The sequence below is a fragment of the Amycolatopsis mongoliensis genome, assembly GCF_030285665.1.
In the GTDB taxonomy this organism is placed as follows: domain Bacteria; phylum Actinomycetota; class Actinomycetes; order Mycobacteriales; family Pseudonocardiaceae; genus Amycolatopsis; species Amycolatopsis mongoliensis.
Map to the genome: position 1 here is coordinate 6,149,161 of NZ_CP127295.1, position 22,575 is coordinate 6,171,735.

Genomic DNA, 22,575 nt, shown 5'->3' on the forward strand with positions numbered 1-22,575 from the left:
CGGCCGAGGCGAAGGAACGGTGCTCGGTGGAAGGCCGCCACTGTTCTCGTCCGCACGACGGTGCTCCGATCCGGAGCTCGGGCTCGAGGTCACGGCGCTCGATCATCGGGTCCGAATCCGGTTTCGGCGTCCAATGCGGACAGGAACTCCCGCGCGGTTTCCGCTTCTTCGCCGTCGAGGCTGACGAGAATGTCCAGCGCACGCTGAGCTTGCTCCCTGCTCTCGGGGTAACGGGACTTCCGCCGTTGCAGTTCGGCGAGGCCCAGCAGGGCCAGGGCTTCGTGATAGCGGTCACGGAGTTTCGTGCACAGCTTCAGAGCTTTTTCGTATTCGCGTGCCGCCGTCGTCACGTCACCGAGGTCGCGGTGGGCGTGGGCCACGTTCACGAGGAGGTTGGCCTCGATCAGGCCGATCTGGCCGGCTCGAGCCGCTTCCAGGCCGACCGCACCGCACTCGAGCGCTTGCGCCGGCCGCTTCGACTCGACATACAGTTCACAAAGAGTGTCGAGGGTTCCGGAAATCTCGTAGTGACCACCTATGTCGACCGCCAGTAGCCAGGCCTCCTGCGCGTGTGCGATCCCTTGTTCGTAGTTCTTCATCTCCCGCAGCGTCGAGGCGAGGTTTGTCAGCAGCCTCAGCAACTGACCGGAGTGGCCCCGCTTCCGCGCGATGTCGATGCCGCGCTGGAGGTGCCGCACGGCGACGTCGTTGCGGCCGATCCGGGAATGCGCGATGCCGAGGCCGTTCAGCACCCGCGCCTGCGGCTCGGGATCCTCCAGCTTTTCGGCGGCCGAAAGCCCGATGCCCAGCAGCTCGAGCCACTCGGTGAGCTGCCCGGTCGAGTAGTAGTGGTCGTGCATGTACCAGGGGAGTTGCCATGCGATTTCGTATTCACCGAGCTCCGCCGCGCGGCGGGTCAGGGCCGCGATGTTCGGGGCTTCGGCTTCGTACCAGGCGTAAGCCGACTCGCGGGTGTCGAACTTCTGCCAACCGCGGCGAGGTTCCGGCACGCCGGCCGGGAAGAGCGGGTAATTCGGGATGGCGCACAGGAATGCCGATCGCACGCTGTACACGTACCAGGTCAGTAGCCGGTGGATCGCCGCGGCGCGCTCCTCCGGACCTTCCTCCCTGATGGCCAGTTCGCCGGCGTGCAGCCTGACCAGGTCGTGGAAGCGGAAGCGGTGGTCCGCCGCGCCGTCGAGCAAGTGGCGGTCGCACAGCGTGTTCAGCATCTCCTCCGTCTCGCGGACCGGCCGGTCGAGCAGCGCGGCCGCGGCGGGAACGCCGATGTTCGTGGTGTTCAGCAAGCCGAGGTAGCGGAACGTGCGGGCGACGGGGCCGGGAAGTGACGTGTACGACCAGGAGAAGACCGTTCGGACCGAGGACATCTCGTCGTCGTCGATGTGGAGTGCGTCGAGGCGGTCTTGTTCCGCGGTCAGGTTCCGGACGAGCTCGCGGAGGCTCGACTCCGGCCCGGACGAGGCTTTTTCGGCGGCGATCCGCAGGGCGAGCGGAAGGTGGCCGCAAAGCCGGGCGAGCTCGGCCGCCTCCTGCGGCTCGGCGTCCACGCGCGGCCCGCCGACGACCCTGCGCAGCAGGTCCAGAGCTTCGGCCTCGGTCAGCAGGCCCAGGGACAGCCGGTGGGCCCCATCCCGCGCGCCCAGCCCGGTCAGCCGGTTCCGGCTCGTGACGAGCAGCAGGCTGTCCGAGGTACCGGGAAGCAGCTCGCGCACCTGCTGCGGCGAAACCGCGTTGTCCAGCAGGATGAGTACCCGCTTGTCGGACAGCAGCGCGCGGTAGGTCGCTTTCTGCGCGTCCGGATCCGGGTGGTGCCGGGTGCATCCAAGTGACCACAGCAGCTGGCCGAGAGCTTCGGCTGTGCTCAGCGGCGGGCGTTTGGGGTCGTACCCGCGCAGATCCAGGTAGAGCTGGCCGTCGGGGAAGCTGTCCGCGAGCCGCCGGGCGAACCGCACGGCCAGAGAGGTCTTGCCGATGCCGCCCGCGCCTTCGATCGCGAAGATGACCGGTGGCCGGCCACCCGCCGCCGTGTGCCAAGTGCAAAGCTGCTCGAGTTCCTTGACCCGGCCCACGAAATCGGACACCGCGTGGGGCAGCTGGGCGGGAATCGGCGCGGGTACCCCGGGCCGGGGTGCGGCCGCCGGGTCGAGTCCGGGGTCCGAGCGCAGCATCCGCCGGTGGAGCTCGGCGAGCTCGGCGCCGGGGTCGAGTCCGAGCTCGCCGGTGAACCGACGGCGGGCCGCGTCGAACTCGGCCAAGGCCTCCGATCGCTGTCCGCTGCGGTACAACGCCAGCATGAGCTGCGCGCGCAGCCGTTCCCGGAACGGTTCCGCCTGCACCGCCTCTCCCAGGTCGGGGATCACCTCCCGGTGCCGGCCGGCCTCGAGCATCAGGTCGGCCCGCTCCTCGACGAGCTGGAACCGCCACTCGGTGAGGCGTCTCCGCTCGGCCGCCGCGAACGGACCCGGGAGCTCGCCCAGCGGACTGCCACGCCACAAGGCCAGGCACTCGGCGAGGAGGTCGGCGGCGGCTGACCGGTCACCCGAAGCGGCCACTCGCCGTGCTTCCTCGACCCGCGACTCGGCCACCGCCAGGTCGACCTCGCCGGGAGCGAGTACGAGTCGATAGCCCGCTCCCGTGCGGACCAGCACGTCCCCTCCCGCCGCCGACAGCGCCCGCCGCAGCCCATGGATGTAGGTGTGCACACTGCCCTCGACCGAAGCCGGGGCCGAGTCTCCCCACACTCCGTCGATCAGCTCGGCACGCGCTACCGTCTGGCCGGCCCGGATCGCCAGCATGGCCAGCACCGCCCGCTGTCGCGGAGCGCCCAAAGCCAGCTCCCGCCCCCCGGCGCGAGCCTGCACCTCGCCGAGCAGCGCGATCCACAACTTCCGGCCGGTACCGGACATGCCGTTCACCCTTCTCCATGCTCGTATTCGTTCTATCCGCACACAACCCGAGGGTGGGGATGTTCGCCGGGCTCGACCGTGGTGCCGGCCGCCAGACCGGTTCGCGAGGTGCGGCGCAATGATGTCCGCACGACCGCCGCTTCCGGGGCGCGGTGGGGAGACGACCATGATCCGCCTCCGCTCATGCCGGGGCTTCGGAGCCGAGCACGAAGCCGGCGTCGCAGTCCGGCCGGTCGATCCTAGTTCCTGGCCTGCCTCCCGCTCGACCGCGAGCGTAGCGCCTTCATCGTGCTCGAACGCGGACGTGGCTGCGCACGTGCGCCGGCGGGAACGGCCGACATCTCGTTGCGCTCGCCCCAGGTGACCAGCTCCGGCAAGCCGGCCGGTTCGGTGTGCCGGTTCACCGCACGAGCGCTGTGACCGGCAAGGACCACGTCATTTCGGCGCGAGGCAGAGCTGGTCTGATCGGGCGAACTTCGCGGAGCCGGCCCCGGGCGGCGGGTGTTGAACTACTCGATCGCCACATCGCTTTCGAGAGATCGGCCGACCGCTCGGTGACGACCGGCTCTCGCCGTAGGGCGCGGCGCAGCTGCGGCCGTCGGGACAGGCCGCGGGGCAGCCGATGGCGGTCATCGCGTCCTTCGGAAAGCGCCCGGCGATTCTTTAGTGCGTCGAGGGGACCTTTCATCGCGTACGGCGTGTGGCCGGCGTTGTGGGCGAGCGCGCCTTGGGTGGACGTTGCGGGCCGTGCCGGTGAGCTTGCTCCAGCAGGCGGCGGATCAGGCGGACGGCGGCGAGTCTGCGCGTCGACGGTGATCCGGTGTTCAACCTGGCCGCACGCCGGTGGAGTGACCAGCAGCCGGCCGCCGCGTGCCACCCCACCGAGCTGCCCCCTGAGCCGAGGGTCCACCTGCACACCGACCACGCCGTCCAGGACATCGGCACCGGCGCCGCGAGGCCCGGCGTGCTGCCACAGCATCGCCTCGAGGTGCGCCCGGCCGAGTTCGCCCTGACGCTGACGCCGGTCTCAGGCCGGTTGGCCGGCAGGTTGCCAGGCCGAGCACGGACCTCCGGCCGCCGGTGAGCGACCAAGGGGCGCCGGTCAACGACGCCTCGGCGTCCACAGTGGCCCGAAGACGACATTCGCCCAGGTCAGCGTGATGCGTACTTGACTGGCCGGACAGCCGGCGGTGACGCTGCTCTCGCGTTCACCTCACCTCACCTCAGCAGGGCGGGCTCGGCGAAGCCGAGGTGGTTGCCTGTGACTCGGTGCGTCCGGGCGCTGTCGCCGGCGGTAGCCGGGGCGGGCAGGACATCGTCATCGCTTGATGCCGACACCGCCGAGGGCGAGCCGGTGTGCGGGCGGCGGCGTGCGCAGCAGCGGGCCGTCGGGCCACCAGTCCGTCAGCGGCACCAGGCCGGGATCGAGCAGGTCGTAGCCGGCGAACAGGCGCCGGACGTCGGTTTCGGTGCGGCAGCGAACGGCTCGGTGGCAGCGGTGTTTCCACATCCGCTCGATGGCGCCGGTCAGTGAACTCGTCTCGGCGGGCTTGTCCAGGGATGACCAGCAGCTGAGGGCGAGCACCGATCCGGGCGCCATCAAGGCGCGGTAGGAGTCCAGCGCCGCGGTCAGCCGGTCGTCGTCGGGTTCGTGCTGCACGCCGGTGGTCAGCAGCAGTGCGACCGGCCGGGTGAGGTCGAGGGCCGAGCAGACGGTCTCGTGGCTGAGCAGTCCCCCCGGATCGAGGTGGTCGGCACGCACCACCTCGGTGTAGTCGTTCTCGTCGAGCAGCGCGCGGCCGTAGCTGAGGACGAGGTCGTCGGTCTCGGCGTAGATGACTTTCGCTTCGGGATTCCGGCGCTGGGCGGTCTGGTGCGTGTTGTCCTCGGCGGTGGGCAGTCCGGCGGCCAGGTCCAGGAACTGGTCGATGCCGCGGGCGGCGAGGTGACGGACGACGCGGACGTGCCACGCCCGGACGGCGCGCAGGAGGTCGGTGAATCCAGGCGCCGCGTCGTCGAGGTCGCGCAGAGCGGCGCGGTCGATGGCGTAGTTGTCGTGGCCGTTCAGCGCCGCGTCGCGGATCCGGGCCGGCGAGGCGACGTCGTGATCCCACGAGTAATCCCACAGCGTCCCGGGGTCGGCTGCGAGTGTCACGCCACCTCCGGACTGGTCGAAAACGAGTGGGGCCGTTCGTGTGGGGCAGCTTAATCGCTGTGGTAACGCCGGTGACCAGACCGAGTGTTACACGAAAGCATGGTTTTTGATCCGGGTGATCTACCGGCAGTGGTTCTGGGCGGTCAAGCTTGGTAGGCGAGCAGGGCAGGATGCCGGCGTGGTGTCGCGCAATCGGCCCATGACCGTGATCTCTCCGCCGAGCCGGAGTCCGGACAAGCCGGTGTGTGCCAGGTCGAGGCGGCCGGTGAGCAGGCCCACCGGATCGGCGCGGTCGACGGCGGTCAGCCGGTCGAGGGTGAAACCGGTGTCCCCGGTGACGTGGGGGATCATCGCGTCGGCGAAGGTGCGGTCGGTCATGCGGGCCGGACGTGGAGCGGTCAGCTGGTGGGGCCCTGGTAGTCCATTCAGAAGTCGATGGCCTCCTTGCGCGGCCTGGGGATCATCCGGCTGTCCGCGTTGAGAGTTCGAACACGCTGCCGGGGTCGTTCGTCTTGACGAAGTGCGAGGCTCAGCCGACGACCACGCGATCGAGTCCGCGAATGCCCCGCGCCGCGAGCGCCGCGGGGGAGCCGGCCGTCGTGCTCGTGACGACCGTGACGTCGACGCCCCGCTCGCGCAACTCGTGCCAGCGCTCGAAAACCGCGCCGCCCGGGCCGAGTGCGGCGCGCGAAAGCGGCAGATCGTTTTCGTCGACGTCGGCGACCACGCCGACCGTGCGCGGCTGAGGCACGGGGTGGCGGGACTCCGCGATCAGCTCGGCGAAGCGGCGGCCGAGGGGTTTCACCCGGTTCTCGGTGTCGAGGAGGCCGAGCGAGTACTCGAGGTCCTTGTAGTCCGCGAGGGACCTGGAGACGTCGTGCGAGCACCACCAGGTGATCGCGAAGAGGTCGGTGGTGGTGAGCGCGGCCTCGATCGTGCGCGCGCAGAACTCGGGCATCTCCGCTTCGGCGAGGTTCATCGACGGGGCACCGACTTCCTGCAGCCAGACCTTCCTCGCCGGGTCCGCCGCAAACGCTTTCGACAGCTCGATCATCCACTCCGCGTGCCGCACCGACTGCGGCGAGAGCGCGCCGTAGCGCGCGGCCGTGCCGTTGAAGATCCACGAGTGTACGGTCGTCAGGTCCCCGAGCCGGGAGGCGTGTGCGGGCAGGAACGGGTGCTCGTCGCGGTACCAGAGGTGGTCGTTCTCGCTGTGGGTCACGACGTGCCGGGGGTCGCGGTCGCGGGGCGCGCCGAGCAGGGTGGTCAGCCAGTGCCGCACCTGGTCGCTCGACGCCGGCATCGCCGCGGGGTTGGGGAGCTGGAACTGGTTCAGCTCGTTGCCCAGGGTCAGCCCGAGGAAGTTCGGCCGGTCCCGGACCGCTTCGTAGACCGCCGCGACGAGCGCGGCCTGGGCCTCGACGGCGAGCGGGTCGGTGAACATGTTGCCGTCGTGCCAGTTGACGAGCCACGCGGGCACGAAGTCGAACCCGGACATGTGGCCCTGGATGACGTCGACGGCGATGTCGAGCTCGAACTCGGCGGCGATGTCGGCCACGAGGGCGATGTCGTCGAGGGCGCGCCGCCGGATGAGGGTGCGGTTCGGCTGCAGCACGGGCCACAGGGGAAAGACGCGGACGTGGTCGACGCCGAGTGCGGCGATCGCGGCGAAGTCCGCGCGCACGACGTCGGGGTCGATCGCCATCCACTGGAACATCCAGTCCTGCGACGGGGTGTAGTTCACGCCAAACCTGGTGGTCAAGAGCTTCCTTCGCGGTTGTGCGGCGCGGCCGCCGTGGATTCGCGCACGATCAGGCGGCGGCCGGTGACGGTCCGGGATGCGACGTCTTCGCCGCGGACGAGCTGTTCGAGCAGGGTGACGGCGGTGCGGGCGCTTTCCTCGACCGGCGCGTCGAACGCGGTGAGGCGGGGGCGCACGATCGACGACACCCACGAGTCTTCCCACGCGATCACCGACAGCTGCTCGGGCACCCGCACACCGACCTCGGGGGCGTGGGCGACGATCTCGGCGGCGATCGTCTCGCTGTCGACGATGATCGCCGTCGCGCCCTTCAGCCGCCCGAGCAGATCGGCGACGGGGTCTTCGGCGTCCGGTTCCCAGGCAGCCACCCCGGCCACGACCCCGCGGTCCCGTGCGGCAGCGCGGAAGCGCTTGTCGCGGGCGCGGGTGTGCGCGAGGCCGGGGGCGTCGGTGACGCGCGTGATGCTGCGGTGGCCGAGTCCGGTCAGGTGCTCGATCGCCTCGGCGAACGCGGTGCCGTCGCGTACGGTGACCGCGGCGACCCGGCCGGGTACGGGGGCGCCGAGCAGGGCCGCCGGCGCGCCGAGCTGCTCGACCAGCGCCAGCCGCGGGTCGTCGTCGCGCACGTCGACGAGCAGGAACGCGTCGACGCGCTGCTCGCCCCACCACTGCCGGTAGACCTGTTCCTCCTCCTCGGCCCGCACGAGGGTCAGCGAGAGCGACCACCCGATCTCGGCGAGTGGCTCGGTCAGCCCGGCGAGCAGGCGCATGAAGAAGGGATCACGGCCGAACGTGCCCCGCGACCGGGCGACGACCAGCCCGAGGCTGCGGCCGCCCTGGCCGGAGACCTTGCGGCTGGCGAAGTTCGGCCGCCAGTGGAGCTCGTCGGCGGCGGCGCGGATCCGGGCCGCCGTCGCTTCGGAGACGTTCGGCCGCCCGTTGAACACGTGCGACACCGCGGAGGGCGAGACACCGGCGAGCCGGGCGACCGCGGCGATCGTCACGCGCTTGGTGGTGGGTTCAGTCATGACACCGTCGAGATTAGGGAATTGACCGTTCGATGTAAAGCGGTATACCTTGCTCGCCACTTGATGTGTACCGCTTTACAAGCGGCGCACCCGGACGCACCCGAGCTTCCCGAGGAGGACTCGTGTCCCACACCGTCAGCAGGCGCGCCGTGCTGCGTGCCGCGATCGGGGGCGGGGTCGCCGCACCGCTGCTCGCGGGGTGCGGCGCGCTGATGCCCGCCTCGGCCAGGCCCGGCGCTCTCTCGGTGCACACCCAGCTCAGCGGCGCGGTCGCCGGCGCCCAGGTCTTCGCCGGCGCCGTCACCACCTACGAACGCCGCACCGGGCGGACGGTGGCGCTGCTGAAGAACGGCTCCGATCTGCCCATCGTGTTCGAGACCAGCTCACTCGCCGGCGAGGAGGCCGACGTCGCCCTGGTCAACCTGCAGGGCCGCACACTGTCGTGGACCGGTCTCGGGGCCACGATCCCGGTCACGCGGCTGCTCGACGAGTGGGGTCTGCGGGACCGGATCATCCCCGACGCCGTCGCGGAGTGGACCGATGAGAGCGGCCGCCTGCGCGCGTTCCCCTTCACCCGCACGAACTGGCCCGTCTCGTTCAACACGAGGTTGCTGGAGCAGGCCGGCGTCGGGATCCCGACGACGTCGGACGAGCTCATCGCCGCCGCCGACGCGTTGCGCGCCAAGGGCATCGGCCCGGTGACCGTCGGCGGGTCGGACTGGAGCGGCCAGAAGCTGTTCCTGCAGATCGTCCAGGGCTTCCTCACCGCCGAAGAGGCGAAAAAGGTCTTCAGGAGCGGCAAGCTCTCCGAAAGCCCCGCCGCGATCGCCGGGGTGCGGCACTTCGTCGAACTGCGGGACGCCGGCGTCTTCATCGACAACGTCCAGGGCTACACCTCCGACTCCGAGCTGACCCAGTTCAACACCGGCAAGGCCGCGATCGTGCCGGCGATGTCCTCGGCGTTGGCGAAGGTGCCTGCCGGGCGGGCGAAGGAGGTCACCGTCGGGGGCTGGCCCAAGCCGTCCCGCGGCGGCGCGCTGGAACACCCGAGCGTGATCCGCAGCTTCAACGGCCACGGCATCTGGATCAGCGAGAACGGTGCGAAGAAGCTCGACCTGATCAAGCCGTTCGTGCAGTACCTCTACAGCGACGAGGTCACCGACGCGATGATCCTCGGCTCCGGCCGGGACATGAGCCGGATCACCGGCACGCTCAGCACGAACTTCCCGCTCGTGGCGCAGGCATCGCGGCTCACGCCGCAGCAGGTCTCGCCCGTCATGCTGCCCGACCTGGTCATTCCGCAGTCCGCGTTCGAGCCGCTGGTCCAGGCCACCGCGACGGCCTACGGCCCGATCTCCGCCGAACGCATCATCGACGTCTTCGAAAAGGCCTACGCCGCGGCCTGAGGAAGGACCCACCCGTGACAGCTCTGACCGATGTGGCCGCCGGCGCCACGACCACCCCCGAAACGCCGGCCCCACCCGGCCGCGGCTCGCGCAAGTCCTTGCGAGAGCGCTTTCCCGGACTCGCCCTGCCCGCGCTGATCTGGTACGCGGTGTTCATGATCGGGCCGGTCGTGGCGATGATCGTCATCGGCTTCCTGTCCTGGCCGGGCATGCTCGTCAAGCCCGGCTTCGCGGGCCTGAAGAACTTCGGCCGGGTGTTCGCCGACGAGAACTTCTGGTCCGCGATCGGCAACTCCGCGATCCAGATCGTCGTCGGCCTGCCGGTCATGATGGTGCTCGCGTTCCTGCTCGCGTTCTACGTCGTGCAGAAACCCCGCGGCCACAAGGTGTTGCGCTACCTGCTGTTCATCCCCGCGCTGATCTCCGCGCCGGCGACCGCGATGGTCTTCTACGCGATGCTCAACCCCGACGGCCTGCTCAACGGCGTGCTGCGCCCGCTCGGGTTCGACGGCACCGCCTGGCTCGCCGACCCCTCGACCGCGCTCGGCGCGGTCATCGCCGTCGAGCTGTGGAGCGGGATCGGCTACTCGGCGGTGCTCATCGCCTCCCGGCTCGACAGCGTCGACGCCGAGATCGTCCAGGCCGCGCGCATCGACGGCGCGGGGGACTGGCGCATCGCGTGGGGCATGTACTGGCCCATCGCCCGCGACTTCATCGGTGTCGTGACGATGCTGCAGTTCCTGTCGATGCTGTTCAACTCGGCCCAGACGGTGCTGCTGCTGACCCAGGGCGGCCCCGGCACGTCGACGACCACGCTGTCCTACCTCGTCTACCGCAAGGCCTTCGTCGAGACCGACCTCGGCTACAGCCAGGCGGTCGGCGTCATCCTCTTCCTGCTCGGCCTGCTGGGCATGGGCGCGATCCGCCGGGTGCTCCGCGCGACCCACTGACCCGTCCCAAGGAGTCCACCATGCCCCGGACCGCCCTCCGCCCGCTGCGCGACCGCGTCGGCTCGATCACCAGCGGCACGCTCGCCTGGATCTACGCCGCCCTGCTGATCGTGCCCTTCTACTACTTCATCGTCTCCTCGTTCAAGTCGAACGACGAGATCTTCGAGTCGCCGCTGGCGCTGCCGGGGACGTGGGACTTCGGCAACTTCGCCACCGCGATCAGCCAGGCCGACCTGATCCTCGCGGTGGCGAACTCGGCGCTGACGACGGTCGGCGCGCTCGTTCTCACGCTGCTGCTCGCCCTGCCCGCGTCGTTCGCGCTCGCCCGCTCGACCGGCCGGCTGGGGAAGATCGTCGAGAGCGTCTTCGCGCTGGGTTTCCTCATCCCGTCGTTCGCCGCGTTGTTCCCGACCTTCCTGCTCGCGGCCGCGCTCGGGCTCTTCCACAGCCGCACGTTCGTCGTGTTCCTGTTGCCGGCCACCGCGTTGCCGCTGTCGATCGTGATCCTCACGTCGTTCATGCGCACGATCCCGCGCGAGCTGGAAGAAGCGGCCTCGATGGACGGCGCGTCGACGCTGCAGGTGCTGCGGCAGGTCTACCTGCCCATCTGCGTGCCCGGCATCGCGACCGTGCTGCTGCTGAACTTCCTGTCGTTCTGGAACGCCTACCTCTACCCGCTCATCCTCACCGGACCGGACACCGCGCAGCGCACGATCCAGGTCGCGCTGCCGACCCTCAAGGTCGACGCGGGCACCGACTACGGCGTCCTGATGGCGGGCACGCTGTTCACGTTGCTGCCGGTGTACCTCGTCTACACGATCCTGCAGAAGCAGATGCAGCGCGCGCTGGTTTCCGGAGCGCTCAAAGGATGAAGCTCTCCCTGCGAAGCCGGATCGGCCAGGTCAACCAGCGCCTCAAGGGCTGGGAGGCGCTGCGCTGGACCGACGGTGCCCCGCGCGTCACCGACGTCCTCCGACGCGAAGTCGACCGCTTCGGCGGCATCGGCGCGATCTACGGGGTACTGCGAGCCGATCCGTGGTCGGCCGTCCACTGGCACAACGGGATCCCGCCCGAGCGCAGCGCGGAAGCCTACGCGGCCGTGCAGGACTACGTCACGCGCAACGGCGACGGCATCCCCGTGCTGTTCGTCGAGGAGGCTCCGCACGGGCTCCAGGCGCTCGGCGGGACGACCTTGCCGGTCAACCTCGCGCTCGGCGCGGGGATGGACGCCGACCTCACCGAGGAGCTCGCGGCCGCGGTTGCCGCCGAAGCGCGCGCCCGGGGAACGCACGTCGCGCTCGTGTCGGGTCTCGACGTGCTACGCGACCCGCGCTGGGGCCGCGCGGAGGAGTGCTTCGGCGAAGACCCAGCGCTCGCCGCGCTGCTCGTGGCCGCGACCGTGCGCGGGATGCAGGGCGGTTCGACCGGCGCGGAGCCGATCGACGCGGGGCACGTCGCCGTCGTCGCCAAGCACTTCGCGGCCCAAGGCGCGGGGATCGGCGGCCGCAACGGCTCGGGCGCGCCGATCGGCTCCCGCGAGCTCGGCGAAATCCACTTGCGGCCCGCCTTCGCCGCGGCCCGCCTCGGCGTCGCCGGGTTCATGGCCGCGTATAACGACATAGACGGCGTGCCGTGCAGTGCGAACCGGGCGCTGCTGACGGGCAAGCTCCGCGGGGAGTGGGGCTGGGACGGTGTCGTCATGGCCGACGGCACCGCGATCGACCGCCTCCGCGACAGCGCGCCCGACCCGGCCGCCGCGGCTGCGCTGGCCCTGCGGGCGGGCGTCGACCTGAGCTTGTGGGACGAGGCGTTCACCCACCTCGAAGCGGCCCTCGACCGCGGGCTCGCCGACGAACGCGACCTCGATCGCGCCGTCGACCGGGTGCTCGCCCTCAAGCGCCGGGTGGGGTTGTTCGGCGAGCAGGCGCCGCCCTCGCCGCCCGCCCGGGACATCGCCACGCTCGTCGACCGGGCGGCGCGGCAGGCCGTGGTGCTCGTGCACGACCGCGGGGTGCTGCCGCTCGACCCCGATGTCACCATCGCGCTCATCGGCCCCAACGCCGACGACCTGGCTGCCCAGCTCGGTGACTACACCCCGCCGCGGCACGCCGACGACCCCGGCGCGTCGACCGTGCGTTCGGCGCTCGGTGACCGCGCCCGGTACACGCCCGGCTCACGCGTGCGCACCGCCCTCGGCCAGGAGGCGCTCGCGGCGGTCGATGAGGTCATCGCGCGGGCCGGCGTCTGCGTGCTCGTGCTCGGCGGCACCAGCCGCCGGGGCTACGACGACGAGTTCGCCGACAACGGCGCGGTCGACGGCCCCGCGCCCGACACGACCAACGGCGAAGGCGTCGACCTCGCGTCGATCGCCTTGCCCGAACCGCAGCTCGACCTCGCGCGACGGGCCCGGGCGAGTGGCAAGCCGATCGTCACCGTCGTCATCGACGGGCGGCCGCGAGCGCTCACGGAACTGGCCGAGCTGTCGGATGCGCTGCTCGTCGTGCCGTTTCCCGGGCCGAGCGGTGGTGCGGCCATCGTGAGCGCGCTGTTCGACGGCACGGGTTCGGGGCGGCTGCCCGCGTCGTTCCCGGTAGCCGATGGCGTGTTCCCCGTCGCCCACGACGAGCGGATGGAGACCGCGCGCGGCTACCTCGATCACCCGCGACCGGTGGGAATTCCCTTCGGCAGCGGCGCATCGCTCCCGGCCGTGGTGCGCGCGGCTCCGGGCACCGTTCCGGCCGCCGATCTCGGCCGCGGGAGCGCGGTCCGCCTCACGGTGGACATCACCAACCCCGGCGCTGCTCCGGTCTCGGTCGCCGTGCCGCTCTACGGCCGCCGTCACGAACTCGGCGTACGGCCGCGCCGCCGGAGCCTGCTGACCGTGCGGCGCGTGACGTGCCCGCCGGGCGAGACGACGATCGAATTCGAGTTGGGGCTCGACGAACTGGGTTCGTGGGCGACCGGGCGACCGGTCGCCGTCCCGGTGGAGGTCGACGTCTGGAGCACCGGCGAGACCGGGCACGCCGTGCGCGTGCGCGTCACCGACGAGGACGGAACGACGCCGTGGCAACGGTGAGCGAGACGATGGCTGCCGCCGCGGACCGCGTGCGGGCGGTGGCCGGCGAGCGGATCGGTGACCTCGTCGAGGCCGCGTTGCTGCGCACGCTGCGCGACACCGTCACGATCGGCGACGACGGCAGCGCGTTCGTCATCACCGGTGACATCCCGGCGATGTGGCTGCGCGACTCCACCACGCAGCTCACGCCCTACCTGCGGTTCCTCGGCGAATGCCCGCCGCTGGCCGAGCTCGTCGCCGCCGTCGTGCGCCGCCAGTTCGCCTGCCTGGAGCACGACCCCTACGCCAACGCGTTCAACGACGGGCCGACCGGCGCTCACTACGAGCCCGGTGACCTGTGCGACGACCCGCACGTCTGGGAGCAGAAGTACGAGGTCGACAGCCTCGCCCACCCGGTCACCCTCGCGCACGCGCTGTGGCGGAAGACCGGCTCGGCCGGGGTGTTCGACGCTCGCGCCCACCGCGTGCTGCGGACGATCGTCGCACAACTGCGCCTGGAACAACGGCACGACGACTCCCCGTACCGCTTCGAGCGCCCCGGCGCGATCCCGACCGAGACGCTGGCCCGCGGCGGCCGCGGCACGCCCGTCGCCGTCACGGGCATGACGTGGAGCGGGTTCCGGCCTTCGGACGACGCCTGCACCTACGGGTACCACATCCCGGCCAACCTGTTCGCCGCGCAGGCGCTGCTGGCGATCGGCGAGATCGCGGACGAGGTCTACCGCGACGCCGCGCTCGCCACCGGCGCCCGCACCCTCTCCCGCGAACTCGTCGAGGGCGTCGAGTCACACGGAATCGTCGATGGCACCTACGCGTACGAGGTCGACGGCCTCGGCGGTGTGCTGCGCATGGACGACGCCAACACCCCGTCGCTGCTTTCGCTGCCCCTGATCGCGCCCGACGTGGTCGACGCCGACGTGTGGCGGGCGACCCGCGCGTTCGTCTTGAGCGACGCCAACCCGTACTACTTCCGCGGCCGGGTGGCGAGCGGGATCGGCAGCCCGCACACGAAACCTGGCCGCGTGTGGCCGATCGCCCTGGCCGTCGAAGGCCTGACGGGCACCCCTGCCGACCGGCGCCGGCTGCTGCACCTCATCGCCGGCACCGATGCGGGCACCGGGCGCGTGCACGAGAGCTTCGACGCCTCGGACCCGGCGACGTTTTCGCGGCCGTGGTTCTCGTGGGCGGACTCGATGTTCTGCGAGCTCGCCCTGGCGGTCGCCGACGACCGGTGAACGCACGACCCGGTCATGGGCGCGGGAGCGTCGTCCGGTAACCGATCGCGACCGCTGGGGACTGTGGTCTTGACGGCGTCTACTCGGTCGACGGCCTTGGCCGGCGTGAGCGCGTTGAGTTCCTCGCCTCGGGCCGCGTGGTCAAAATGTCGCGGTCAGGCCGCCGTCGACCGCGATCGTCTGACCGGTGATGAAGGACGCGCCGGGGCCGGCCAGAAACGCCACCACTCCAGCGATCTCTTCGGGGCGTCCCCAACGACCCAGTGCGGTGCGGCTGCGCAGCCACTCCGTCCACTCAGGATCATCGGCGAGATGCTGGTTGACTTCGGTGGCGAAAGTCCCGGGGGCGACCGAGTTGACGGTGATACCGCGCGCTCCGAGATCGGCCGCCAGTCCGCGAGCGAGGCCGTCCAGAGCCGCTTTCGCCGCGGCATAACCGATGTCGCCGCGGCGGCCGAGACTTCCGATCACCGAGGACACGTTGATCACCCGGCCACCTGGGCGCATCACGCTGGTCACTTCGCGAGTGAGGGCGAATGCCGCGGTGACGTGGACGTCGAGCAACCGCGTGAAGTCGTCCGGTGGCAGTTCGTCCACGCCGCGCCGATCGCGGGAGCCGACGTTGTTGACCAGAATGTCCAGTGGGCCGATCGCGCTCAGCGCTGCACGGACAGCGCACCGATCGGTGACGTAGGCGACCTGGTGCCCGGCTGCGCGGGCGACCGTGGCCGGCTGGTCCACCACGACCAGCAGTGGTCCGTGCTGGGGGAGCCTGTCGAACAGCGCCCGCAGCTTGGGTTCGGTGTTGGGAAGCGGCCGATCGTGCAACCACTTGCCGTCCGGGTCGAGGCCGACTGCGTGATGGGCTTCCTTGCCGACGCCCAGGCCGAGGAACACGTTGAGAGTGCTGCTCGTCCACCATGCCGTGCCCGGCCGTCGCACAGCCGTTCTCGGGACTTCGCCGATCTGGTCCGCAGCCACCCGGCTCTGAGGCTTCTCGTCCCGGTCAGCTGCGCATCGTGGCCGCGCTTTCGATGAGGGCCCGTACCACCGGCAGATTCGCGTCTTTCGTCCGCCAGGTGACCACATCGGACAAGGTGAGGTCGAGGTCGACGATCGGGCGCCACAGCACCGAACTCAGCGGAGCCACCACCTCCGCCGTTCTCTTCGGCAGGAACGTGACCGCGTCGCCGATCGCCACCAGCGCCAGCAGCGCCTCCAGATCGGCCGCTTCCGCAAGTCCGCCCAGCGCGATCTCCTGTGCGTGCACCGCGGAAACGATGTCCGCGTGCAGCTCGGGCTGCGACTCGCCGGACTCGAGGATCACCCGTTCTCCTTCGAGGTCCGCCAGCCGGACTTCCGGGCGCGCCGCGAGCCGGTGGTCGAGCGCGAGCAGCAGCCCGAGCCGGTCGGTGGTCATCTCCATCGACGTCAGGGTGTCGTCGGTGGGGCGACGCGCACCGTAGCCGAAGGAGATCGTCCCGTCGTGCAGGGCGGTCCACTGCGCGGTGCTGGTCATCGCGATGAGCTGGAGACCGATGCGCGGAGCTCGCCTCCGGAACGCCGCCATGAGGGAGGCCAGCGCGCCGGTGAACGTGGCCCCTTGCTCGAACCCGATGACCACCGTGCCCAGCCGGCCTTCGGCGATGCCCCTGGCTTCCTCGACGGCGGCGTCGACGTCCGCCAGGACACCCCGGGCCTTCTCCGCGAAGACCTTTCCGGCGGCGGTGAGCCTGATCCCGCGGCCGTCGGGCTCGAAGAGCTCGACATGCATCTCCTCTTCGAGGTCCTTCATCTGCCGGCTCAGCGGGGACTGCGAAACGTGGAGCCGACGGGCAGCTCGCCGGAAGTTCTGCTCTTCGGCGATCGTCACGAAGTAGCGCAGGTGTCGAAGTTCCACGGTTCACCACCGTTGCCTTGGAGGCATCATAAGTCGTCATTCTATGTCTTGGACAACTCGGTAGTGAGTTCCTACCGTGAATCTCATGAACTCTGCAAGGCGGGCCCTCGTTTCCGGCGCCAGCGTTTCCGGCCTCACGACCGCGTATTGGCTCACGCGCTACGGCTTTGACGTCACCGTGGTGGAAGTCTCGTCACAGCTGCGTCCGGGTGGTCATGCGCTCGACGTGCGCGGGCCGGGCTTGGAGGTCGCGGAGCGGATGGGCATCGCCGAAACGCTTCGCGATCGAGCCACGAACCTGGCGGGGATCGCGATGGTCGACGCCTCCGGCCGGGAGACCTTCCGGAGCACGCAGAGCACCTTGACCGGCGGGCAGCTCGACAGCCCCGACATCGAGATCATGCGTGACGACCTCTGCCGAGCGCTCCACGAAGCGGCGGGCGACTCGGTGGAATACATCTTCGGGGATCGCATCACCTCCCTGGTTCAGGACGAGTCGGGGGTGGACGTCACGTTCACCGAGGCCGGGTCTCGCCGCTTCGAGCTGGTGATCGGGGCCGATGGCGTGGGCTCGGGGGTGCGGCGGATCGCCTTCGGTCCTGACGAGCGGTTCCTGCGCGTTTTCGGCGACATGCACATCGCGGTGTTCAGCACGCCGAACTTCCTCGGTCTCGACCGCTGGGAAGTGATCTACCACCAGGACGAACCGTATCTGGGCGCGTTGGTGATGGGACTGCGCGAGGACGCCCCTGCGAAGGTATACCTCGGCTTCAGCGATCCGGCGGGCACGGACTACGACCTGGGTGACGTCGACGGGCAGAAACGGCTGATGGCCGAGCGCGTGGCGGACGGCGGCTGGGTGATCCCGCAGCTCGTGAACCACATGATGGACGCCGGCGATTTCCACTTCTACCGGCTGAGCCAGGTCCGCATGGACAGCTGGTCACGGGGGCGGGTCGTGCTGGTCGGCGACGCCGGCTACGCCGTTTCCGCGGGCACGGGGCAAGCCACCAGCGTCGCGATGCTCGGCGCGTACGTCCTGGCCGGCGAGCTCGCGACACATCGGGACGACGTGGTCGGAGGGATGAACGTCTACGAGAACGAACTGCGCGACTACGTGACCCGCAACCAGGACATCGCGCTGGAATACGATTCGAAGCCGAGAACGCCGTCCGGCCGCGAATCGTCGGAAACCGATCCGGGCGGCCTGCCGGATTACGGCAGCCTCACTTTGCCGTTCAGCCTCAAGGACTACCCGGCCTTGGTCCGGCCGTGACGGCCTCGGCACCTTCGAACCGGCCCGATGCGCAGCGACCTGGCCGCCTGGTGTCGGTGCTGCTGGACGTCGCCACCCACCAGGCCGAGGTCCGCCACATCGAGGAGGTCGGTGCACGGTTCCGCCTGGTCTCGCTCACGGCCGAGGGGTTCCGCAACGCGTCGTGGACGCCGGGAGACATAGTGCAGATCATCGTGTCGGGGGTGGCGCTGCTCGGTACCTGGGAGATTCGCTCGTACACGCCACTTGCGTTCGATCCCGGCACCGGAACGGCCGACATCCTCTGGTATGTCCACGGCAACGGTCCCGGCTCCGGCTGGGGCGACTCGGCAGAAGTGGGCACGCCCTGCCGCCTGCTTGGGCCCCGTCGCGCGCTCTCGCTGCGAAAGCCACAACGGCCCTTGGTCTTCTTCGGCGACGAGACGTCGTTCAGCACCGCTGTCGCGCTTCGCGAGACGTCATCGGGCCATCGGGATGTGCGCTTCGTCTTCGAGGTGGATTCCGTCGAAGGGGCGCGAACTGTGGTCGAGCGATTCGGCATTGGCGACTCCGCCGAACTCATCCCACGAGAAGAAGATGATCGTCACCTCGACGAGGTCGAACGTGAAGTACTGGACGCCTACCGCTCCACAGCGGCAGCCAACGGCGTGCTGACCGGCAAAGCTTCGTCGATCCAACGCCTCTACCGGGCGCTCCGCGTGGCCGGAGTACCGGGCCGCCAGGTCACCAACGTCCCCTACTGGGCTCCGGGGAAGAAGGGGCTCAAAGGGCATTGACCCCACCGCCCTGGCCGTCGAAGGCCTGACGGGCACCCCTGCCGACCGGCGCCGGCTGGTGCACCTCGCCGCCGGCACCGATGCGGGCACCGGGCGCGTGCACGAGAGCTTCGACGCCTCGGACCCGGCGATGTTCTCGCGGGCGTGGTTCTCGTGGGCGGACTCGATGTTCTGCGAGCTCGCCCTGGCGGTCGCCGACGACCGGTGAACGGGAAGTGGGCGTCGGCGGATCCGCTCACGGACGGGCTTCGAGGTCGCGGATGAAGGCCTGAGCGTGCGCGACTACCGAGAGGCGGCCGAGCAAGCCGAGAAGCTGGCGGACAAGTTCGCCGACATCCGTGCTCTGACGCTGTTCCGCTGGAAGGTGACCGGCGTGGTGCTGGGTGCGACCTCGATAGCGCTCGCTGTTCTCGATCTGCTTTACGGTGCTCTCGTCCTTTGGTCGGCCGGTGGTCTGGCCGCTGTGGTCCTCGCGCTTTTCGGGCGTCGGAAGGAGGGAAGTCCGGGCCGTGAAGCGGTGTTGTCCGGTTCGCGGACGGCGATCTGGACGATGGACCCGGACGTGATGGTGGAAGCGTTCCGCGGGGCGAAGCTGATCGGCAAGGACGAGACGTTGCGCCTGGTCGAGCGTGCGACGCGGGTGAGTGGTGGGTGGGCTCTGACGGTCGACCTGCCGGGGACGCGCAAAGCCTCGGACGTGATCAAGAACCGGGACGCGCTGGCGTCGGCCCTCGCCGTCGACGAGATTCAGCTGATCGTGGACCGAGTTCGTGGCGAAGGCGGACACGCGGGTCGCGTCTCCCTCTGGATCGCGGACCGCGATCCGTACTCGACGCCCGCTGTCCGGACGCCGTTGTTGAACGTCTCCCGGTGGGACGCCTGGCAGCCGCTGCCGTTCGGCCGGGACGCTCGTGGCCGGCGGGTCGATCTTCCACTCGTGGAGATGTCTCTGCTGGTGGCCGCCATTCCCCGACAGGGAAAGACGTTCGCCGCGCGGCTGGCCGCAGCGGGCTTGATCCTCGACCCGCACGTGCGGTTGTACGTCGCGGATTTCAAGGCGGGAAAGGACTGGGCTGCGGCCGCGCAGGTCGCGCACAGGTTCGTGGCCGGTGACGAACCGGAGCACGTGCTCGCGCTGCTGGAGTGGCTGCGGGAGCTGATCGCCGAGGTCCGGGGACGGTACCGGCGGATGCGCGACCTGGACGACGTCGTGTGCCCGGAATCCAAGGTGACACCGGCGATCTCGCGGGATCCGTCGTTGGGAATGCCGATCACGGCGGTGTTCATCGACGAGGTCCAGGTCCCGCTGGAGGACCACTCACCGGTCAAGGACGGCGACCGGCGGCTGCCGGCGGGGGAGTGCATCGGGGAGGCGTTGACCTGGCTGGCGAAGAAGGGCCCGGCGGCGGGGATCGTGCTGGCGCTGGCGACTCAGCGACCGGATTCTCAGACGATCCCATCCGGACTGCGGGCGGTGCTGGGCTCGCGGTTCGCGTTGAGGGTGATGGATCTGCAGGTCGCCCTCGATGCGGGCGCCTGCGGCATGCTGGTGCGCCCGGTTGATCGTGGAATCCACGCTCACCTCCCAGGTGATCAGCCCAGCGGCGTCGGCCCGGGTCTGCAACGCCGCCAAGATCAGCGCCCACACACCAGCGCGCTGCCAGCGCCGGAACAAGCCATAGACGGTTTGCCAGCAGCCATACACAGGCGGGACGTCACGCCACGGCGAACCGACACGAACCCGCCAGCGGATGCCGTCCAGGAGCCGGCGTTTACTCCACAGTGGCGGGCGGCCGGGCTTCTTGCCGACGGGCAACAGCGGTTCCAGGATTGCCCACTGCGCGTCGGTCAGATCGGCTCGCCCCGTCGCCGCTAGGCTAGGCACGAGGTCTCCGGTGTTCTTGATCAGCTTGGTCGTTGATCGGTCTACCGGAGACCTCGTCCATTTGATCCAAGACACGCCGCACCCACAACGCCGGCCAGAAGCTCCGCTGGTCAGCACATCGAAACAGGCTCTAGGCCCCCGGCGGCTGCTGCCGGCCGGTGAGTTGTGGTGACGACTGGAATTCACTGAGTCGAGGAGGAAATTCCGGGGGCCGTCCCCACATCGTCCATAGCGGACGCCGTCCCGAACTTGGGAGGCCCATGACCGACCACGAGCAGCTGCCGAAACCGGGTTTCGTTCTGGACACGAAGCTGGTCAAGAGGTTCGTCGCCGACGAGTCGGACGAGGACGGCCAGGCCGAGCTGGCCGACCAGGTGGCCATCATCGCCATGTTCCACGCGGAGCTGCCCAACGCGCTCGCCGCGCAGATGACCCGGATCGTGCAGCACCTTGGCGGCGAGGCCGAGCTGGTGCGGTGGCTGGACCGCTTCCCCGGCCGACCGAAGATCGTGGCCAGGCTGTTCGCGTTGATCGACCTGCTGGACACGTTCAGCGCCGAGCCCTCGGTGGTGACCGCGCTGTCCGAACTGCGCGCCGGCACCCGGGACCCGCCGGGACTGTCCGGCTACCTGTCCCCGGACACCGACGACGAGACGCTCGGCGGGCTGGCCTGGCACATCGAACAGCTGGCCGCGGACGACCGGATGGCCGGCGCGGTGCGGCTGGCACAGAACTCGGCGGCGCTGGTGGAGCGGCTCGCCGCCAGGGCCAGGGAGCTGAACCCGGACCTGCCCGACCTGGCCGACCTGGCCGCCAAAGCGGGCAAGGCAGTCGACGACGCTGCCAATGAGGCGGCGGGCCTGGCAGAGTGAAGGTTCTCCATCCGGGCATCGACCGCGGTAGGGGCGTCAACTGTGGATGCTGCGCTTTCACCCCAGGAGAAGGCAGCCGTCGAAGTGGCGGGACGGGTGCTCGACGCGACGGCACAGCAGGACGAGGACCTGGAAGGAATCTCCCTGGTCCGTTCCGACGGCCGCAGGGTGGCTCTTGTCGAGTCGACAGTCGGGGAGCAGCGGGAGCTCGGACTTCCCCACCTGCGGCGTGAGTCGGATATGCGGTGGACGGCACCGGCCCGCTGGTGGTGGCTCGTGACTGTCAGCGACTTCCGGTGCCTGTCCCGGGTACGGGACGTGCTTCCTGTGGCGGCTAGGGCGTGCGAAGCGCACGGCGTGACCACTCCCGCCGAACTCCCGGTGCCGGTGACGGCCGCGGTACCCGACCTGCACTGGCTGGTGCACATGGCGCCGGTCCATCTGGCGGGGCACCCGGAGAAGCTGGACGAGCCGGCGACGGTCAGCGTGAAGCCCGGCCACAGCCGGGCGCCCGCGGACATGGCCACCGTGGTGCCCGCGCTGGAACAGTGGGTGGTGACCGGGCAAGCCGCCCGTGCCCTGGCGAAACTGGCACGGCGCCGAGCCGACGAACGGCATCTGTACCTGACTGTGGACTACACCGGGCTGGCGCCCGACGCGTTCGATGCGCTCGTGCGAGCCGACGGCGTTCCGGAGGAGCCGCTGCGAGATCGCGGCGACATCTCGCATTTGTGGGTCGCCCCGGTGTTCGGCCGCCGAGTGCTGCTGTGGTCGCACCAGGACGGGTGGAGCCGGCACGAGCCGTATCCGACGGCAGTGGCGCTCGGCCGGCAGCAGTATCAGCTCGGTCAGCTCCAGAGGGGAATGCTGTAGTTCAGGCCGTCACCGTGATCATGGGTGTTGCCGTCGGCCTTGCCTTCCTGTTCGGCTTCGGCAACGTTCTCAATCCGGCGCTCCGGCTGAATGTTCCCGGTCTGGGTTGCGCCACGCGTCGCGCCTGCTGTCGGTCTGTCGTTCTGCTCGGCACGCGGCACCTGGCCCTCACAGGCGCGTCCAGCACGTGCGGTGGCGTGCTTGACTGCTGATCTTCGCGAGCGTGGTCACGCTCGCGCTGAACGTGGCAGAGCCTCTCGTCGCGTGGGCGAGTTCGGGTTTGGCTCCAGTCGAGCAGGGCCGAGCCGCTTGTGGGGTTCCTGAAGTCGGTCCACGCATCTGACCTGCGGCGCCGGGTTCGTCGACGGGCAGGGCATGATCGGCAGCCATGGCGCTGCGTCTGCTCTACCTGATCTTCCTCCGGCTGGTGGGCCTGCTGGTGTTGCTGGTGGCT

General features: G+C 70.0%; 18 protein-coding genes and 4 pseudogenes. 12 read left to right on the forward strand and 10 right to left on the reverse strand.

Annotated features, from left to right (window positions below):
• Positions 1-89: 89 nt before the first annotated feature.
• Positions 90-3,095: an AfsR/SARP family transcriptional regulator gene (locus QRX60_RS29625; RefSeq protein ID WP_285994709.1), complete on the reverse strand. Its 3,006-nt coding sequence runs from the start codon at positions 3,093-3,095 to the stop codon at positions 90-92.
• Between the two features lie 652 nt (positions 3,096-3,747).
• On the opposite strand from QRX60_RS29625, the gene QRX60_RS29630 reads away from it, so the two are divergent.
• A complete protein-coding gene (locus QRX60_RS29630) occupies positions 3,748-4,011 on the forward strand; it encodes a beta-galactosidase small subunit-related protein (RefSeq protein WP_285994710.1) in 264 nt (87 codons plus the stop codon).
• Between the two features lie 234 nt (positions 4,012-4,245).
• Here the strand turns inward: QRX60_RS29630 and QRX60_RS29635 are convergent, their stop codons facing one another.
• The 4 genes from QRX60_RS29635 to QRX60_RS29650 form a co-directional block, all read right to left on the reverse strand.
• Positions 4,246-5,082 (reverse strand): SAM-dependent methyltransferase, encoded by an 837-nt coding sequence (locus tag QRX60_RS29635; protein WP_285994711.1) that lies wholly within the window; start codon positions 5,080-5,082, stop codon positions 4,246-4,248.
• 120 nt (positions 5,083-5,202) lie between these two features.
• Positions 5,203-5,460, reverse strand: a complete 258-nt coding sequence (locus QRX60_RS29640; protein WP_285994712.1) for a hypothetical protein — start codon at positions 5,458-5,460, stop codon at positions 5,203-5,205.
• 151 nt (positions 5,461-5,611) lie between these two features.
• Positions 5,612-6,844: a glycoside hydrolase 5 family protein gene (locus tag QRX60_RS29645; protein ID WP_285994713.1), complete on the reverse strand. Its 1,233-nt coding sequence runs from the start codon at positions 6,842-6,844 to the stop codon at positions 5,612-5,614.
• The gene (locus QRX60_RS29650) at positions 6,841-7,872 is read right to left on the reverse strand and encodes a LacI family DNA-binding transcriptional regulator (protein ID WP_285994714.1); all 1,032 of its coding nucleotides are present in this window, start codon (positions 7,870-7,872) and stop codon (positions 6,841-6,843) included. The genes QRX60_RS29645 and QRX60_RS29650 overlap by 4 nt, the downstream gene beginning before the upstream one ends.
• Before the next feature lie 122 nt (positions 7,873-7,994).
• On the opposite strand from QRX60_RS29650, the gene QRX60_RS29655 reads away from it, so the two are divergent.
• From QRX60_RS29655 to QRX60_RS29675, 5 genes are read left to right on the forward strand one after another with little or no spacing between them, the layout of a single operon-like run.
• Entirely contained in the window at positions 7,995-9,278 is a 1,284-nt protein-coding gene (locus QRX60_RS29655) for an ABC transporter substrate-binding protein (protein WP_285994715.1), read from the forward strand.
• A 14-nt stretch (positions 9,279-9,292) separates the two neighbouring features.
• Positions 9,293-10,228, forward strand: a complete 936-nt coding sequence (locus tag QRX60_RS29660) for a carbohydrate ABC transporter permease (protein ID WP_285994716.1) — start codon at positions 9,293-9,295, stop codon at positions 10,226-10,228.
• A gap of 20 nt (positions 10,229-10,248) precedes the next feature.
• Entirely contained in the window at positions 10,249-11,100 is an 852-nt protein-coding gene (locus QRX60_RS29665; protein ID WP_285994717.1) for a carbohydrate ABC transporter permease, read from the forward strand.
• Positions 11,097-13,304, forward strand: a complete 2,208-nt coding sequence (locus QRX60_RS29670; protein WP_285994718.1) for a glycoside hydrolase family 3 protein — start codon at positions 11,097-11,099, stop codon at positions 13,302-13,304. Before QRX60_RS29665 ends, QRX60_RS29670 begins: the two co-directional genes overlap by 4 nt.
• Positions 13,301-14,539: a glycoside hydrolase family 125 protein gene (locus tag QRX60_RS29675; RefSeq protein ID WP_285994719.1), complete on the forward strand. Its 1,239-nt coding sequence runs from the start codon at positions 13,301-13,303 to the stop codon at positions 14,537-14,539. Before QRX60_RS29670 ends, QRX60_RS29675 begins: the two co-directional genes overlap by 4 nt.
• 141 nt (positions 14,540-14,680) lie before the next feature.
• Here the strand turns inward: QRX60_RS29675 and QRX60_RS29680 are convergent.
• From QRX60_RS29680 to QRX60_RS29690, 3 genes and pseudogenes are all read right to left on the reverse strand, one after another.
• Positions 14,681-15,217, reverse strand: a pseudogene (locus QRX60_RS29680) (SDR family oxidoreductase); the annotation flags it as partial.
• 9 nt (positions 15,218-15,226) lie between these two features.
• A pseudogene (locus QRX60_RS29685) lies at positions 15,227-15,481 on the reverse strand (IS110 family transposase); the annotation flags it as partial.
• Between the two features lie 64 nt (positions 15,482-15,545).
• The gene (locus QRX60_RS29690; RefSeq protein WP_285994720.1) at positions 15,546-16,439 is read right to left on the reverse strand and encodes a LysR family transcriptional regulator; all 894 of its coding nucleotides are present in this window, start codon (positions 16,437-16,439) and stop codon (positions 15,546-15,548) included.
• A gap of 85 nt (positions 16,440-16,524) precedes the next feature.
• Here QRX60_RS29690 and QRX60_RS29695 point away from each other — a divergent pair, with 85 nt between their 5' ends.
• The 4 genes and pseudogenes from QRX60_RS29695 to QRX60_RS29710 form a co-directional block, all read left to right on the forward strand.
• Positions 16,525-17,715: an FAD-dependent monooxygenase gene (locus tag QRX60_RS29695; protein ID WP_286003727.1), complete on the forward strand. Its 1,191-nt coding sequence runs from the start codon at positions 16,525-16,527 to the stop codon at positions 17,713-17,715.
• A 50-nt stretch (positions 17,716-17,765) separates the two neighbouring features.
• Complete coding sequence (locus QRX60_RS29700; protein WP_285994721.1) at positions 17,766-18,491, forward strand: siderophore-interacting protein; 726 nt, start codon at positions 17,766-17,768, stop codon at positions 18,489-18,491.
• A 55-nt stretch (positions 18,492-18,546) separates the two neighbouring features.
• Positions 18,547-18,699, forward strand: a complete 153-nt coding sequence (locus QRX60_RS29705) for a glycoside hydrolase family 125 protein (protein WP_286003728.1) — start codon at positions 18,547-18,549, stop codon at positions 18,697-18,699.
• Between the two features lie 60 nt (positions 18,700-18,759).
• Positions 18,760-20,004 (forward strand): annotated as a pseudogene (locus QRX60_RS29710) (FtsK/SpoIIIE domain-containing protein); the annotation flags it as partial.
• A 180-nt stretch (positions 20,005-20,184) separates the two neighbouring features.
• Here QRX60_RS29710 and QRX60_RS51475 read toward each other — a convergent pair.
• Positions 20,185-20,562: pseudogene (locus tag QRX60_RS51475) on the reverse strand (transposase); the annotation flags it as partial.
• A gap of 74 nt (positions 20,563-20,636) precedes the next feature.
• On the opposite strand from QRX60_RS51475, the gene QRX60_RS29720 reads away from it, so the two are divergent.
• Both QRX60_RS29720 and QRX60_RS29725 read left to right on the forward strand, forming a co-directional pair.
• Positions 20,637-21,248: a hypothetical protein gene (locus QRX60_RS29720; protein ID WP_285994722.1), complete on the forward strand. Its 612-nt coding sequence runs from the start codon at positions 20,637-20,639 to the stop codon at positions 21,246-21,248.
• Between the two features lie 42 nt (positions 21,249-21,290).
• A complete protein-coding gene (locus QRX60_RS29725) occupies positions 21,291-22,121 on the forward strand; it encodes a hypothetical protein (RefSeq protein WP_285994723.1) in 831 nt (276 codons plus the stop codon).
• Here the strand turns inward: QRX60_RS29725 and QRX60_RS29730 are convergent.
• Positions 22,097-22,282, reverse strand: a complete 186-nt coding sequence (locus tag QRX60_RS29730) for a hypothetical protein (protein ID WP_285994724.1) — start codon at positions 22,280-22,282, stop codon at positions 22,097-22,099. The two genes, QRX60_RS29725 and QRX60_RS29730, sit on opposite strands and share 25 nt — an antisense overlap.
• Positions 22,283-22,575 lie beyond the last annotated feature (293 nt).